This is a genomic window from Pseudomonadota bacterium (assembly GCA_039818985.1).
Lineage (GTDB): Bacteria > Pseudomonadota > Alphaproteobacteria > Sphingomonadales > Sphingomonadaceae > Alterisphingorhabdus.
The window spans coordinates 1,850,452-1,866,141 of the sequence record JBCBSU010000001.1; the positions used below are offsets into that span (position 1 = coordinate 1,850,452).

The 15,690-nt window shown below is 58.4% G+C and carries 12 protein-coding genes; 5 read left to right on the plus strand and 7 right to left on the minus strand.

The window, feature by feature from the left end; translation table 11 throughout:
* The first annotated feature begins 4 nt into the window (after positions 1-4).
* Positions 5-1,225, plus strand: a complete 1,221-nt coding sequence (hemA, locus tag AAFX04_08930; GenBank protein MEO1045548.1) for a 5-aminolevulinate synthase — start codon at positions 5-7, stop codon at positions 1,223-1,225.
* A 95-nt stretch (positions 1,226-1,320) separates the two neighbouring features.
* On the opposite strand, the gene AAFX04_08935 is transcribed toward hemA, so the two are convergent.
* Positions 1,321-1,842, minus strand: coding sequence for a cytochrome c family protein (locus tag AAFX04_08935; protein ID MEO1045549.1), 522 nt, complete (start codon positions 1,840-1,842; stop codon positions 1,321-1,323).
* A 108-nt stretch (positions 1,843-1,950) separates the two neighbouring features.
* Positions 1,951-3,225: a DUF3422 domain-containing protein gene (locus AAFX04_08940; protein ID MEO1045550.1), complete on the minus strand. Its 1,275-nt coding sequence runs from the start codon at positions 3,223-3,225 to the stop codon at positions 1,951-1,953.
* Positions 3,226-3,344: 119 nt separating this feature from the next.
* On the opposite strand from AAFX04_08940, the gene AAFX04_08945 reads away from it, so the two are divergent.
* Positions 3,345-4,364, plus strand: a complete 1,020-nt coding sequence (locus AAFX04_08945; GenBank protein MEO1045551.1) for an NAD(P)H-binding protein — start codon at positions 3,345-3,347, stop codon at positions 4,362-4,364.
* On the opposite strand, the gene AAFX04_08950 is transcribed toward AAFX04_08945, so the two are convergent.
* On the minus strand, positions 4,355-4,765 hold the full coding sequence (locus AAFX04_08950) for a YbaN family protein (GenBank protein MEO1045552.1): 411 nt from the start codon (positions 4,763-4,765) through the stop codon (positions 4,355-4,357). The genes AAFX04_08945 and AAFX04_08950 overlap by 10 nt on opposite strands.
* Before the next feature lie 197 nt (positions 4,766-4,962).
* Between AAFX04_08950 and AAFX04_08955 the strand changes: the two genes are divergently transcribed.
* The 3 genes from AAFX04_08955 to AAFX04_08965 all read left to right on the plus strand — a co-directional run bounded on the left by AAFX04_08955 (position 4,963) and on the right by AAFX04_08965 (position 11,056).
* The gene (locus AAFX04_08955; protein MEO1045553.1) at positions 4,963-5,853 is read left to right on the plus strand and encodes an ABC transporter ATP-binding protein; all 891 of its coding nucleotides are present in this window, start codon (positions 4,963-4,965) and stop codon (positions 5,851-5,853) included.
* 14 nt (positions 5,854-5,867) lie between these two features.
* Positions 5,868-9,461, plus strand: coding sequence for a M1 family aminopeptidase (locus AAFX04_08960; protein ID MEO1045554.1), 3,594 nt, complete (start codon positions 5,868-5,870; stop codon positions 9,459-9,461).
* Positions 9,462-9,646: 185 nt separating this feature from the next.
* Entirely contained in the window at positions 9,647-11,056 is a 1,410-nt protein-coding gene (locus AAFX04_08965; GenBank protein ID MEO1045555.1) for a PucC family protein, read from the plus strand.
* A gap of 157 nt (positions 11,057-11,213) precedes the next feature.
* Here the strand turns inward: AAFX04_08965 and AAFX04_08970 are convergent, their stop codons facing one another.
* The 4 genes from AAFX04_08970 to AAFX04_08985 form a co-directional block, all read right to left on the minus strand.
* The gene (locus AAFX04_08970; protein ID MEO1045556.1) at positions 11,214-11,399 is read right to left on the minus strand and encodes a light-harvesting protein; all 186 of its coding nucleotides are present in this window, start codon (positions 11,397-11,399) and stop codon (positions 11,214-11,216) included.
* Between the two features lie 13 nt (positions 11,400-11,412).
* Positions 11,413-11,565: a light-harvesting protein gene (locus AAFX04_08975; protein ID MEO1045557.1), complete on the minus strand. Its 153-nt coding sequence runs from the start codon at positions 11,563-11,565 to the stop codon at positions 11,413-11,415.
* Positions 11,566-11,976: 411 nt separating this feature from the next.
* On the minus strand, positions 11,977-12,141 hold the full coding sequence (locus AAFX04_08980) for a hypothetical protein (GenBank protein ID MEO1045558.1): 165 nt from the start codon (positions 12,139-12,141) through the stop codon (positions 11,977-11,979).
* Positions 12,142-12,174: 33 nt separating this feature from the next.
* Positions 12,175-15,591 carry a hypothetical protein gene (locus AAFX04_08985; GenBank protein MEO1045559.1) on the minus strand — a complete coding sequence of 1,139 codons (3,417 nt, stop codon included), beginning with the start codon at positions 15,589-15,591 and terminating at the stop codon, positions 12,175-12,177.
* Positions 15,592-15,690: the final 99 nt, after the last annotated feature.

Below are 15,690 nucleotides of genomic sequence, written 5' to 3' on the forward strand. Positions count from 1 at the left end.
GGGCATGGATTATGAGAGCTATTTCGGTGGCGAGTTGCAAGCCGTCCGCGACGAAGGACGCTATCGCATCTTCACCGAGATCGAGCGCAAGGCCGGGGCCTTCCCCCATGCCACACGCTATGTCGATGACGGCACCACCGAAGTAACGGTCTGGTGCTCCAATGATTATCTCGGCATGGGGCAGCATCCCAAGGTTACTGCGGCGATGCACGATGTGATTGACCAATGTGGTGCAGGTGCAGGGGGCACACGCAACATCTCCGGTACCAACCATCATCATGTGTTGCTCGAAAAAGAATTGGCCGACCTGCACAACAAGGAAGACGCGCTGCTCTTCACCTCGGGCTATGTCTCCAACTGGGCCGCGCTCGGCACATTGGCAGCCCGTATTCCCGGTTGCGTTGTACTGTCCGACGCCCTCAACCATGCCTCGATGATCGAGGGCATCCGCCACAGCCGTGCCGAACGCATGATCTTCGAACATAATTCACCCGAGGATCTCGACAGGAAGCTGGCCACACTTGACCCCGACCGGCCCAAGCTGGTGGCGTTTGAGAGCGTCTATTCGATGGACGGCGATATCGCACCGATCGCAGAGATTCTCGACGTTTGCGAGAAGCACAATGCGATGAGCTATATCGATGAAGTCCATGCTGTCGGCCTTTACGGCCCACGCGGCGGTGGTGTTGCCGAACGCGAAGGCCTGATGGACCGGATCACCGTGATCGAAGGCACGCTGGGCAAAGCCTTTGGCGTGATGGGCGGTTATATCGCCGCGTCACGCAATCTGTGCGACTATGTCCGCACCTTTGCCAGCGGCTTCATCTTCACTACCGCCCTGCCCCCGGCCATTGCCGCCGGTGCCTGTGCCAGCATCAGGCATCTGAAGACCAGCAATGTTGAGCGTGAACGTCATCAGGAGCGGGTTGCCAAGGTGCGCGGCGCGCTGGACCGTCTCGGCATTCCACATATCGACAATCCCAGCCACATCATCCCGGTGATGGTAGGCGATGCGCATAAGTGCAAGTTCATTAGCGACTGGCTGATGGACAATCACGGCATCTATGTGCAGCCGATCAACTATCCCACTGTACCGCGTGGTACCGAGCGGCTGCGCGTGACGCCGTCACCAGTGCACAGTGATGGCGATATCGACCGGTTGCTAAACGCGCTGAGCGAAATCTGGTCGCATTGCGAATTGGCGAGGCGCGATGTCGCCGCCTAGCGTCAAAGCGCTCTGCGGCGCAAAGCCGCGCTCCACAGAAACAAAAAGGGCCGGAGAAACTCCGGCCCTTTTCTTTGTCTGGATATATCGTCGGATCAGCTGGGATCTTTCAGATAGGCAATGACATTGGCACGGTCCTGATCATTTGGCAGACCGTTGAAGATCATTTTGGTGCCGGGCAGATAGCCGCGCGGATCTTTCAGATATTCAAACAGAACATCTTCGGTCCAGGTAATGCCGCTATTGGCGTTGGCAGTGGAATAGCTGAAGCCCTCAACCGAACCGGCCTGGCGACCGACGATACCGGCGAGCGACGGGCCAACCTTGTTCACGCCTTCCTTGACTTCATGGCAGGTGCGGCACTGGCTGAATACAACCTTGCCGGCAGCCGCATCACCGGTCAGACCGGCCAGATCGGCACCGCCTTCGGCTTCCGCTTCGGCGCCTTCTTCAGCCGCTTCTTCAGCAGGGGCTTCTTCAGCAGGGGCTTCTTCTGCAGGAGCTTCGGTTTCCGCAGGCGCTTCGGCCGGTGCTTCGCCACCTTCGGTACCACCGCCGCATGCCGCCAGCAGAGCTGACAGTGCGACCACACTCACTAATCCTGTCGACTTGACCATGTTTTCTCCCATCGATTCTTATTGATAAAATAATCAACCACTTAAAAAATTAGCCGAGTTTCCGATACAATAAAAGACCAGATTGGTCAGAAATATCTAACCATCTGATTAACTATCGTTTTTACTCTCAGTCTCTTGCAGGACCTTGTCCCGTAAATGGTGCACAAAGAGCCAGATTACAAGGATAACCGGGATCGTCACCGCGCCCATGACGATCTCGGGCAGATAGCCTTTTTCCAGCGCATAGACACCTTTGACCATATAACCGACGAGCCCGACGAGATAATAGGCCGCGGCGATCACCGACAGCCCCTCGACCAGCGTCTGCAACCGCAGCTGCAAATTGGTCGATCGTTCCATAGACTTTGTAAGGCTGAGATTCTGGGCCTTGATCCGGGTATCGATACGCACGTCGAGCGTGTGCATCACCCGCGATATACGCTCGGCAATACGCGCCAGGCGTGACTGGAATGTGGCACAGGTCCGCGCCGCCGGGACCAGCCGCCGTTCGGTAAATTCCGCCAGCGTCTGATAACCCTCAACCGCCACGATATCGAGCGCCTGCAAACGGTCCGACGCGACCTCGGCATAAGCTGCGGTCGCGCTGAGCCGGAAGCCGCTGGCCGACCGGATCAGTTCGAGGCGTGACGAGATATCGGCAAGCTGCTGCAGCAGCATATCATCGTCGTCATCGTCAGCCGCACGGGCCACACGCTCGGCATGTTGCGACAGCTGCTGCTCCAGCTCGTCGACCTGCGGCCCGTATTTCTGCACCGTGGGAAAACCCATCAGCGCCATATTGCGATAATTGCCCAGCTCCTGCACCCGCTGGATGATGCGGCCACGCTCATTGTCCGAAACAGTACCGCCCGATACCAGCAGCCTGCCAAAGCCGTCCCTGTGGATGCCGAAATCAGACCAGATGCGCATGCCGCGATTGACATCGCAGCACACAATATCACGATCATTCAGACCCATCGTCTCCAGATGGGTTTCCAGTTCTTTGCCTCCGGGCACCACCTTGATCCGCGTCGCGCGCAATATGGCACCGGGCCATTGTTCGAGCCAATGGAGATAGGGATCGGAAAGCTTCGTCGGCATATTGCCGGGAAGGATCAGCGTCAGGGTGCTCGCTTCGGTATGACGTTCCCAGAGAACATACAGTCCATTGCCATTATCGCCGGTGGCGCTGCGCGGGCTGAGATGCCAGTCTTTGAAATCCGGCCGGCCATTGACCAGATGCTGGTCCTCATCATGGCGCTGTTGCTGGTCGATCAGCACGACCCATTGATAAATCTCGCAATTATCGGACACCGGCGCAAAGCGGCGCAGGTTCATCTCGTCCACGGCCCATTGCCGCAATGGATGGTCATTCCTGGCCATCTGGCCATCCCCCTTCATATGCTTTCCCCTGTCGGCATCATGTCCGTCCGGTTATAGCCGATCCCGTGACGATAGCGGAGGTTATCTGCTATCACCGGTTCAGAGTCAGGATCACCGCCATGGTTGATAGCATAACCGCCGAAACGCCTTCCGGTTCCGGAAAACGCATATTCGTGCTTGGCAGCACCGGGACGATTGGCCGCGCCACTGTGCGCGCGCTGCTCGAACGTGGACATCAGGTGGTGTGTTTTCTGCGCAGAAAACCCGATGTCGCTGACCAGCCTGCACCGTCGGAATTATCGGGTGCGATTCTGCGCTTCGGCGATCCGACAGACGCGCAATCGCTCGGCGATGAGGGCTTTTGCAGCGAGCATTTCGACGCGCTGGTCTCCTGCCTCGCCTCGCGCACCGGGGCGCCAAAGGATGCTTGGGCTATCGACTATCAGGCGCATATTGACGCGCTGGCGACGGCCAAAAGAGTCGGCGTGCCGCATATGGTGCTGCTCTCGGCGATCTGTGTGCAAAAGCCCGAATTGGCGTTTCAGCATGCCAAACTGGCTTTTGAAAAGACGCTGATGGAGTCGGGGATCACATGGTCGATCGTGCGTCCAACCGCCTTTTTCAAATCGCTGTCGGGACAGATTGAGCGCGTGCGGCGGGGCAAGCCGTTCCTGCTGTTCGGTGATGGCACGCTGACCGCCTGCAAGCCGATCAGCGATGATGATCTGGCGCATTTCATCGCCGACTGTCTGGACGATCCGGCATTGCATAACCGGATATTGCCCATTGGCGGCCCCGGACCGGCCATCACGCCGCGGCAACAAGGCGAAAAGCTGTTCGAACTGCTCGGCAAGGCACCAAATTACAAACAGGTTCCGGTGGCGATGCTCAGCACCATTATCGTGCTACTGAGAATAGCCGGATGGCTGATCCCCGCAGCGGCAGAAAAGGCCGAGCTAGCACGGATCGGTCGCTATTATGCCACCGAATCGATGCTGGTGCTAAACCCCGAGACCGGAGAATATGACGCTGATGCAACGCCCGAATATGGCGAGGAAACGCTGTTCGACTTTTACGCCCGTATGGTCGCCGGGGAAGCGGAAAGCGATCTCGGCGACCATGCGGTGTTTCAGTCCTGAGCTTCATCCTTCGATGAGATTTCCGCCTTGTCCGCCACAACGCTCGGTCGGGTCAGAATAAACAGTGCGGCGGCAGACAGTACGACCAACTGGATGATAATCACCGTTTGCGGCACCGCCAGGGCGAGCGATACAGCCAGCACCGTGATCATCGATATGATACTGAGTGTCTTTGCCTTGCGGCTGATCGCGCCATGGTCGCGCCAGTCGGCAATAAGCGGCCCGAATATACGGTGTTGCAGCAGCCATTCATGGAAACGCTGCGATGAGCGGGCAAAGGCAAAAGCCGCCAACAGGACGAAGGGTGTCGTCGGTAGCAGCGGTAGAAAAACACCAATCGCGCCCAGCGACAGTGCAAAGGCACCGATCATAAACCAGAAAAGGCGCAATGGTTTTGACATTGAAAGGCTTTCTGCTGGCCGGACCAAGCTGCACAATGACCGCCAGCTATGGACGATATCGGACATTGGCGCCACTTTTTGTCCGGGTCGAATTTAGACGAATGACATTCTGTCTTTGACGAAGGCGCACGCCAGTGCCTTGCTCTAGGTGTATTACCTATGCATAACGCTCTCGGTTTCCCAATGAGAGAATGATCATGCTCGAACTGCAGAATGTCACCCATATCTACCCCAATGGCACCCGGGCGCTGGACAATGTCACCCTGTCCATACCCAAGGGCATGTACGGACTGCTGGGCCCCAATGGCGCGGGAAAATCGACACTGATGCGGACCGTGGCGACACTGCAGACACCAACACAGGGCTCTATCCAGTTCGGCAATATCGACATTTTGCAACAGCCCGAAGCACTGCGCGAGCGGCTCGGCTATCTGCCGCAGGATTTTGGCGTTTATCCGCGCGTTTCGGCTTATGACATGCTCGACCATATGGCGGTTCTCAAGGGGATTGCCTCACGCGCCGACCGCAAGGCGACGGTCGAGACATTGCTCAACCAGACCAATTTGTGGGGCGTGCGCAAAAAAGCGATTGCCGGTTTTTCCGGCGGCATGCGCCAGCGTTTCGGCATCGCCCAGGCGCTGATCGGCAATCCCGAGTTGATCATTGTCGATGAACCCACTGCCGGGCTCGACCCGGAGGAACGCAACCGCTTCCTCAACCTGCTGGCGGAAATTGGCGAAAATGTGGTCATCATCCTGTCGACTCATATTGTCGAGGATGTCGCGGATCTCTGTCCCAATATGGCCGTCATCGCCAATGGTCGCATCCAGCTGCAAGGCGCACCGCTCGATCTGATCGCACAGACACAGGGCAGCGTCTGGTCGAAAACCATCAAACGCGACGAGCTGGAGGACTATCGCGCCAGATATCAGGTGATATCGACGCGGCTATTTGCCGGGGCGACGATCATTAACATCCTCTCTGCCGAGGATCCGGGCAATGGCTTCGCCTCGGTCAATGGCGGCCTCGAAGATGTCTATTTCTCGACCCTGGCCAGAACCCGCAGCGACAGCGCGGCAGCGGCCTGAAGCGGAGAGAAGTGATGTTCGCAAAAATTGCTACTTTCGAGCTGCGTTACCAGCTGAAAAACCCGGTCTTCTGGGTAGTCTCCATCCTGTTCTTTCTGCTGACATTCGGCGCGATGACGGTCGATGGTATACAGATTGGCAGCGGCGGCAATGTCAATGCCAACAGCCCCGTTGCCATCATCCGGATTCACCTGATCCAGACGCTTTTCTTTATGTTTGTGACCACCGCCTTTGTCGCCAATGTCATTGTCCGCGATGATGAGAGCGGTTTCGGACCAATGGTGCGATCCACGCGCGTCAGAAAGTTCGATTATCTCATCGGTCGTTTCGCCGGAGCCTTTCTGGCGGCTTCGATTGCGTTTCTGACAGTCCCAATCGCCATCTGGCTCGGGTCGCTAATGCCATGGCTTGACCCGGAAACACTCGGCCCCAACCGGTTCAGCCACTATGCCTTTGCCTATATTGTCATGGCTTTGCCGGGCATCTTCCTGACATCATGCATTTTCTTCGCCGTAGCGACACTGACCCGCTCGATGATGTACAGCTATCTCGGCGTGGTGGTGCTGCTTGTGCTCTATATCGTGTTCAACGTCAGCACCGACAACATGCCCGAGCTGCGCGACCTCACCGGCTATGCCGATCCTTTCGGTATCGCCGCTTTCAACAATGTCATCCGGTACTGGACAGCCAGCGAGTCCAACAGCCTGGTGCCGCCCATGGGCGGTGTCATCCTGTGGAACAGGCTGATCTGGATTGGCTTTTCACTGCTTTGTCTGGCGTTCGCCTATCGCTGGTTCAGTTTTGCCGAACGCGGCGTTTCCGCCCGCAAAGCCAAGCGACAGGCCAAAAAGGCGGCGAAGCTTGCCACCGTTAAACCCCTGCTGGTCGAGCATCTGCCTGATGGCAATGTCAACGCCGCCGCCTGGGCGCATCTGGTGTCGCGCACCCGTTTCGAAATGGTTCAGGTGTTCAAAAGCCCGGCCTTTGTCGTTTTACTGATCATCGGACTGTTCAACGCCAGCGCCGCGCTGATGTTCACTAATGAGATTTACGGCACGCCCTCGCGACCGCTCACCTTTGTGCTGCTGATCGACCTGATCGGCGCCTTCGGCATCATCCCGTTGATCATCGCCATCTATTATGCCGGCGAGCTGGTGTGGCGTGACCGCGACCGCAAAATGCACGAGATTATCGATTCCACGCCGCTCCCCAACTGGGCCTATATGGTTCCCAAGACGATTGCCGTGTCCGGCGTTCTGTTTGCTACTATTCTTATATCGATGATCGCAGCGGTGCTGATCCAGCTGGCGCGTGGCTTTACCGACGTCGCGCTGGACCAGTATGTCATGTGGTATCTGCTGCCCTGGGGCGTCGACATGATCATCCTCGCGGTGCTGGCGGTGTTCGTCCAGGCGTTGAGCCCGAACAAATATGTCGGCTGGGCGATCATGGTGCTCTATCTCGTTGCAACCATCACATTCTCCGCAATCGGTCTTGAACACCCGCTCTACCTCTACGGCAATGCCGCCCCCAGCCCTCTATTCTCCGATCTCAACGGCAATAATGTCAACGGCATGGTCGGCTGGTGGTTGCGCCTCTATTGGGGTGCCATCGCCGTTATCCTCGCGGCACTGGCGCATCTGCTGTGGCGCCGGGGGACCGAGGTCAACCTGCTGCCACGACTGCGCCAACTGCCACGGCGTCTGGTCAGCGCCACCGGCGCACTGATCCTCGGTGCCGGCCTCACCGCTGCCAGCAGCGGTGCGTTCATCTACAACAACACCAATGTCATGAACGATTTCCTCACCCAGTCCGACCGCGAGCAGCGGCTGGCTGACTATGAGAAGAAATATCTCAAATATGAGGATATCAGACAACCATCGACGACCGATATCACGCTGAAGGTCGATATCTATCCCGAACAAAAGCGCATGACCGCCTCGGGCACCATGGTGATTGTCAACGATACCGGTGCGCCGGTGGAAGCGCTGCATGTGCGCTTCCCCGATACGCAGGTTAAGGTCGAGTCGATAACCATCGCCGATAGCAGCATCACACTCGACGATCCGGCGATGAAATACTGGATCTACGCCCTCGATACGCCGATGGCAGAGGGCGAGACCCGTACCGTCAGTTTTGAAACATCGCGTGAGCAGCGCGGTTTCCGCGCCAGCGGCAATGACACCCGGCTGGTGCGCAACGGTACCTTCCTCAACAACAGTGAATTTGCACCGCAGCTCGGCATGGATCGCAATGGTCTGTTGCAGGACCGCCAGACGCGGCGCGAATATGGCCTTGCACCGGAACTGCGCCAGGCCAAGCTGGAAGATGAGAGTGCCCGCGAGAAAAACTATGTCGCCAATGCCGACTGGGTGACATCCGACATTACCGTATCGACCCATAAGGACCAGACGCCGATTGCTCCGGGCAGCAAGGTATCGGATGAAATCCGCGGTGACCGGCGGGTTGCACGCTTTGTTTCCGAGCAGCCGATACTGGCCTTCTTCTCGGTCCAGTCAGCGGAATATGCGGTTAAGGAACGCGAGGCCGATGGTGTCGATATTGCGGTCTATTATCACCCCAAACATGATTATAATGTCGACATCATGCTCAATGCGATCGAGGCGTCGCTGGCCTATTACAAGGCCAATTTCGGTCCCTATCAGTTCGATTATGCCCGGATCATCGAGTTTCCCGGTTATGACACCTTCGCCCAGGCCTTTGCCGGCACGGTGCCCTATTCCGAGCGGCTTGGCTTTATCGCCGATAACAGTGACCCGAACGCGATCGACTATGTCACCTATGTCACCGCGCATGAATTCGGCCATCAATATTGGGCCCATCAGCTGATCAGCGCCGACCAGCAGGGCGGTACGTTGCTGATCGAGACGCTGGCGCAATATTCGGCGCTGATGGTGATGAAAGACATGTACGGCGAGGACCAGATCCGTCGCTTCCTGAAATATGAGCTTGATCGCTATCTGTCGGCGCGCGGCAGCGAGGTGATCGAGGAACTTCCGCTCAACCGCGTCGAGAATCAGGGCTATATCCATTATCGCAAAGGCGCGGTGGTGATGTATCTGCTGCAGGACCGTCTGGGCGAGGACCGGGTCAATGCCATGCTCGCCGGGCTGCTCGATCAGTACCGCTTCAAAAGCCAGCCCTATGCCAATTCCTACGATCTGGTCGATGGCTTCAAATCGCTGGCACGCAACCAGCTCGAGCACCAGCTTGTGACCGATATGCTGGAGAAGATCACTATTTACGACCTCAAGGCCGACAGTGTCGACGTGCGTGAGATGGATGATGGCAGCTTCGAAACGACACTCACCATTGTTGCCGAGAAGTTTTACGCCGATGGCCAGGGCAAGGAAACAAAAGCCCGTCTCGATGACAGCATCGATGTCGGTCTGTTTACCGCCCGTCCCGGGCTCGGTGCCTTTGGCAAGGCGGACGTGCTTTCGATGCAGCGCCAGCCGGTCAGGTCGGGACGCCAGCAGATCACTATCCGGACATCGCAAAAACCGGAATATGTCGGCATCGACCCCTATAATAAATATATCGACCGCAACAGCGATGACAATGTGATCGCCGTGACCGCGTCATAACCCCGTGCAGAGGTCGATTTCTGTTTGATCTCTACCGGATGAGCGCCTCGTCTTTATCGCCTTTTGGACCATCGCCAAAGTCTTGCGGTGGCACAGGCGGGAACATCTGCTGGACTTGTCGACAACCGTCTGTTTCTATAGACAATTCAGGATAGTCGCCAAGACGATCAGCAGAGGCCGCCAGTGTGAATCAGTTCGACAAGAAATTGATGGCTCTGTGGGTACGCTGGGGCAAGAAACTGCTGCCCTTTGCCGACGCCGCCAGCGACGATCTGCCATTGTCGCGCTTGCTGCGCCTGTCACTGATCCAGTTCTCGGTCGGCATTTCCCTGACGCTTCTGGTCGGCACGCTCAACCGGGTGATGATTGTCGAGCTGAAGGTTGCCTCGACCATTGTCGGCGTGATGCTGGCGATACCACTTCTGGTAGCGCCGTTCCGCGCGCTGATCGGCTTTCGCTCAGACACCCATCGTTCGGCCCTGGGCTGGCGCCGTGTGCCGTTTATCTATCGCGGCACCATGATCCAGTTTGGTGGCCTGGCGATCATGCCCTTTGCGCTGCTGGTGCTCGCCGGTGCTTTGCAGTCGGCCGACTGGCCGCCATGGTTCGGTCAGATGAGTGCGGCAATTGCAATTCTGCTCGTCGGCGCAGGCGTTCACATCACCCAGACCGTGGGTCTGGCACTGGCTACCGATCTGGCGCGCGAAGACCAGCAGGCCAATGTAGTCGGCCTGATGTATGTCAGCCTGCTGGTCGGTTCGATCATAGCCGCTCTCGCCTTTGGTACGTTCCTGACCAATTTCACACCCTTTCGTCTGATCCAGGTGATATCGATCTGCGCGATAGTCACCATAGTGCTCAACTTTATCGCGACCTGGAAGCAGGAAGCGCGCACTCCAGCACATCTGATGACCGAAGAGCCGCCACCACCGCCGACTTTCAGGGAAAGCTGGGAAAGCTTCATCAAACAGGGTCATGCGATGCGGCGGCTGGTCATTATCGGCCTGGGCACATTGGCCTTCACCATGTCGGACGTGCTGCTTGAACCCTATGGCGGGCAGGTCCTCGGTCTGGACGTAGGCACCACCACCAAGCTCACCGCCATTTTCGCTGGTGGCAGTCTCGTCGGTTTTGCCATGGCCTCGCAAATTCTCAGCCGGGGCAGCGATCCCATGATGATGTCCGGTTCGGGCGCGCTGGTCGGGTTGCCCGGCTTCATCATGGTAATAACTGCCGCTCCGGCCCTTTCGCCGCAGCTATTTTCTGTCGGTGTTCTGCTGATCGGCTGCGGTGCCGGGCTGTTCGGCCATGGCACGCTGACGGCAACTATGCGCCATGCTCCCGTCGGCCAGGTCGGGATCGCGCTCGGAGCATGGGGTGCAGTGCAGGCGACGGCTGCCGGTGTCGGCGCTGCTCTGGGCGGGGTCATGCGCGATATCGGCCGCAACATCATTCTTTCAGACGCCTGGCCACCGGTAACCAATGGTTATATACTGGTCTATCTACTCGAAATTGCGCTACTTCTGGCGACGCTGCTGGTCATGATACCGCTGTTGCGTCGTCCCGAAGCCAAGACCGAACCTGCACGGAGATAGAGGACGGCCTAGATTGCCTTGACCGTCACAGACCAACGGCGAACACCAGCCTGACAATAGAAGAGGGTCCGGTCATGAGACCGGACCCTCTTCTTACTGACAACCTGACTATTCCGATCTGGCGCCTGGACTCCAGATCCGGGAATGGTCCTCTTGTTTACTCTGCAGCAGCAGGTGCAGCAGGTGCTTCAGCAGCGGCACTGCCCTGCATGAAGTCAGCAAACCAGGTGGTGTTGTTGAGGATCGAGAAATGGACTGTAAGCGAAGTCAGCACCAGAGTGATGAACAGAATGGGCAAGACCACATTCGGGCTTACGTAAAGAAATAGACGGCCTTCATTCATGGGTCATTCTCCCTTATTGCATCCACGGCGACAGTGCGAACGCCAGGACATGGGCGAAAACGGAAATGGCAGCGAAGATACGCGTGCCCCATTTCAGGCCCTCATTAATCTCGATGGCCTCTGCTTCGGTAAGGCCTGTTGGGTAAACCTTCGTATCGTCAGTCATTATAGAGTTTCCTCTCTTCCGATTATGGCAATCAACAAATGCGGGCTTCATACCTGCATTGTCCGCCAGGCAAGCGCCAAGGAATAGCGTGCAACCCCTTTCCCCGCGCCGAGACGCGGGCAGCGCAATATTCTGCATCGGGCCGACCAATAGTAGCTCTATGCCCGTCAACTATTTCAGTTTTTTCAGGGAGAGTCAAATTAAATTAACACTCGATGTGTCAACTAAAATGGACAGTTGTGAATAATCGGCGTCATATTGCGGTTTGCAGACACCAGCTGTGCGCCATTTTATGTGAATTACAGCGCCCGGAATGATGTGCCGAGACAACCAATATCATATTTTAACCGCGAAAGCGACCGGCGCTGGCGGGCATAGCCACTGATGCCCTGCCCAGCCCCCGCACGGTCGTTACGAGGTTGGACCGGTGATCACCTCTACATTGGTTCCCGTCAGACCCTCAATATCCTCCATATCCTGGTACAGGGCCCGCAGCACCGGTCTGGTCCAGGATTTTCTGGGTTCAACCATAATATCATGGATAGCCTCGTCTGTTCCCTTGTCTGTGTGTGTCATGGCTCATCTCCTCTGGGGATCGGCAGAAATGGATCAGAATTCGCCCGCAATACCGGCGCGGACACTGGTCGAATTGCCACCAGCATAGGTGACACCGGCGGTAATGGCAAAGTCGCCTTCAAACCGGTGCATCATCCCTGCCGATACACCCACCTGACCGCGATAGACGGCTACGTTGCTGGCATAGCTGGTCTTGCCCGCCTCACTCGGGAAGTGCGGATTGGCCTGTGCAGCAATCGCGGCTATGCCCCGCTGGGCGTCCCGATCAATTGTCGTCGCCAGATCAAAAAATGCATCCACCCGGCCTTCCAGCGTGGTTACCCTGTCTGTCAGGGCACCAAATTGGGCTTGTGTCACCTGGTTCGCAACCGAGAGAGTATTGGCTGCAAGCGTGGCTGCATTGCTGTTCGATGCGGACGCAACCCGGCGCGGGCTGGCATTGCTGTTATGGCTGGCTGGTGGTGGCTCAGGGACATTCTGGCTCTCCTCGCCAAGCACAACGCCAATGGGCGGCTCATCAGAAGAACCGGCAGGCGTTGGCTGGTCAGGAACTACTGTTTCGGGAGCACTGGCCAGCTCCACACGCGCCGGACCACCACGATCTCCAGGTGCCATGCCTGATGCGCCCATCGGTGCCTCGGCAGGATCCCATTCGTGCCCACCCAGTGCAGCGGTGTTTGCTGCTGCCTGAACCGGCGCATGGCCAGGGCTACTGTTACCCCCCGTCTGGGCAAGGCCCGGCGATGCAGGTGGTTGCGGCGCAGCAGCAATATTGGTTGCTGGAACCTCCGCAGCAGATGCAGGCGGTGCTGTTGTAGCCGGCATCGGTGTAATAGCTGGCACCGGAGCCGCTCCTGCGGTTTGTACGGGCTGTGCAACCAGAGTCGTGCTGCTGATTCCCAACGGTGTCGAGGAAAAGCCCAGATTCCCGGCCGCATCGACTGTGACATAAAACAGCGTACCCGACTGGGCATTGTTGGATATCGCCTGGGGCAGACCAGGCAGCGTTACTGTCTGCGTCGTGGTACCCAGCAACACCTGGTTGGTCCGGGTGGTCGCCGCGTCGAACCCGATGGCAATCGAATTGGCAAAGGCGGATGAAGCTCGCGGCCCGAAGGCAGCGGCAAAATTTGCTGTCGCCGACGCCTGGAAGCCCATGGCTATCGAGCCCACACCCTCGGCCCGGGACTGTGTACCGATCGCCATGGAACTGTTGCCGGTGGCGCTCGCAGCCGGACCGATGGCAAATGACAACAGCCCCTGCGCATTGGCATCGGCACCGATCGCCATGGAGAAATTGCCACTGGCCTGTGCACCATCGTCATCACCGTCAATGCCGTCACCGGTATCCCCGCCAATCGCAATCGCGCCATTGCCTGAGGCTATTGCTCCGCCTGTCGTCGAGTTGACCTGCACATAGGGCGTGCTCGCGGTCGCTGCATTGAGCTGCGCGACATTCACCGCATCGGTATCCTGGGTGCCCGCCGCGACATTAACGACGCGCCGTTCATTGCCGCTGGAGCCGACCGAAACAGTATCGGCCTCATCGGCGATAGAATTGGCGCCCAGAGCAACCGCGCCCGTGGCCGACGCAAGAGCGTCAGTGCCGATGGCAATACTGTCCTGTGCCAGTGCCTCCGCACCGGTGGCGATGCCGCTACCCGCCGCATCATCATTGTCGCTGTCATAGCCGATGGCAATTGCGCCCTGCGCCTGTGCCGCCGCGCGCGAGCCGAGCGCGGTCGCGCCGGTCGCATCGGCAAAGGCGTCCGCGCCCACCGCGGTGCTGTCGGCGCCCAGCGCCAGCGCACCGATTTCAACCGTCGGATCGATGTCGTCATCAACATCCGTGCCGTCACCGCCAAGCGCAACAGAGCCGAACCCGTCGGCACCGGCCGAACGACCGATCGCGACGCCGTGATTGCCGATCACCGCGCTTTCCTTGCCCAGAGCAACGCCCTCGATCGCAGTGACCACCGCGCTTTCACCCAGCGCGATGCCGTCAGCCTCCACTACCGCCGAATCGTCCCCCAGCGCGATACCGTTATCGCCTGCGACAAAGGCAGAATCGCCAATTGCAATGGTATCGTCGTTAAGCGCCCGAGCGCCCGCACCGATCGCAATCGCCTGTTCGCCGCTGGCGGTGGCGGCAAAGCCGACCGCAATCGAGTCAAAGCCGGTATCGGCGAGCGCAAACTGACCGATGGCTATGCTGCTCTCAGTATCCGCCCGAGCTTCATCGCCGATCGCGACCGCGCCAAAGTCGAACGCCTTCGCATCAGTGCCGATGGCAACCGAATCCCGTCCCGATGCAATCGCCCCAAAGGGATCGAGGTCGCCATTGGCGGGATCGTCAGGATCAAGCAGCACGTCGAAATCGGAATCGCGCCCGATGGCAATCGCGCCTTCGCCCGAACCCTGTGCGAGCTCGCCGATCGCGACCGCCTCGTCACCACTGGCATTGGTCTCTTCGCCCGCGGCGATGGCATCATCGCCGGCTGCGCTGGCGGCGGTTCCGGTGCTGTTGGCGACGAAATAGTCCGAGCTGGCAAAGGCCGCGCCTGCAACCGCCGCGTTGAGCTGACCGAGATTGACCGCATCGGTATCACCCGTACCTGTCGCGACATTGACGATCCTGCGTTCACTGCCGGCTGCGCCGACCGAGACGGTATTGCTTTGATTGGCGACCGAATTGTCGCCCAAAGCGACGCTGTTACTGGCAGTGGTTGATGCAAACGCGCCTATGGCCAGACCATTTCCTGCGTTGGCGTTTGCCGAACGTCCAATAGCCACGGCATCACCCTGTGCGGCATTGGCCTGGCGGCCGAGCGAGACAGCCCCTATGCCCGTCGCCTGTGCATCGGTGCCGACGGCAACAGCAGCAGTAGCTGTGGCGTCACTGTTCTGACCGATGGCCAGGGCTTCGCTGGCACTGGAGATGGCGAGCCGACCAAAGGCCGTGCCAAACGCACCGGCCTGGGCCCCCGCCCCTATTGCTGTTGCGTCTTCACCAACGGCTTGGGCATCGCCCCCGACTGCGACAGAGTTGTTGCCGGATGCGAGCGAACCCTGGGTGCCGCCATCGCCGCCATCGCCGCCAATCGCTACAGAGTTTTCGCCGGTCGCATCGCTCTGCGCACCAATTGATATACTCGAAGCATTGGTGGCATTGGAATTGAAGCCAAGCGCGATCGATTGTGCACCGGCGGCATTGGCATTGCCGCCAAGGGCCGTCGAAGATGCGCCGGTTGCGGTAGCGCCAACCCCACAGGCCAGGCTCGTATCATCATCGTTTGAATCCGCACCACCATCGTCATCACCAGCATCGGGTGTGCCGTTATCGTTGCGGTCGAGAATACAGTCATCGGCGCGCGCTTCCTCGGCAGGCAGCAGAATTGCTGCAGCAAGGCCCAGTGTCAGCGCGGTTGTAGTGTGATAAATCCTTTTCATGATAGCAACCTCCCTTTGCTCAATCAGGCAACCGCCTCGCGCCGACAGGTCCGAGTCTGACAGTCACGCATCACGACGGCTGCAGACAGTATAAGGCAT

Excerpts from the sequence above, each read along its gene's own strand:
- AAFX04_08940 (MEO1045550.1), bottom strand. The coding sequence starts at position 3,225 with ATGGCCAGGAATGACCATCCATTGCGGCAATGGGCCGTGGACGAGATG.
- AAFX04_08985 (MEO1045559.1), bottom strand. The coding sequence starts at position 15,591 with ATGAAAAGGATTTATCACACTACAACCGCGCTGACACTGGGCCTTGCT.
- AAFX04_08980 (MEO1045558.1), bottom strand. The coding sequence starts at position 12,141 with ATGACACACACAGACAAGGGAACAGACGAGGCTATCCATGATATTATG.
- AAFX04_08935 (MEO1045549.1), bottom strand. The coding sequence starts at position 1,842 with ATGGTCAAGTCGACAGGATTAGTGAGTGTGGTCGCACTGTCAGCTCTG.
- AAFX04_08955 (MEO1045553.1), top strand. The coding sequence starts at position 4,963 with ATGCTCGAACTGCAGAATGTCACCCATATCTACCCCAATGGCACCCGG.
- AAFX04_08950 (MEO1045552.1), bottom strand. The coding sequence starts at position 4,765 with ATGTCAAAACCATTGCGCCTTTTCTGGTTTATGATCGGTGCCTTTGCA.
- AAFX04_08960 (MEO1045554.1), top strand. The coding sequence starts at position 5,868 with ATGTTCGCAAAAATTGCTACTTTCGAGCTGCGTTACCAGCTGAAAAAC.
- AAFX04_08975 (MEO1045557.1), bottom strand. The coding sequence starts at position 11,565 with ATGACTGACGATACGAAGGTTTACCCAACAGGCCTTACCGAAGCAGAG.
- AAFX04_08945 (MEO1045551.1), top strand. The coding sequence starts at position 3,345 with ATGGTTGATAGCATAACCGCCGAAACGCCTTCCGGTTCCGGAAAACGC.
- AAFX04_08970 (MEO1045556.1), bottom strand. The coding sequence starts at position 11,399 with ATGAATGAAGGCCGTCTATTTCTTTACGTAAGCCCGAATGTGGTCTTG.
- hemA (MEO1045548.1), top strand. The coding sequence starts at position 5 with ATGGATTATGAGAGCTATTTCGGTGGCGAGTTGCAAGCCGTCCGCGAC.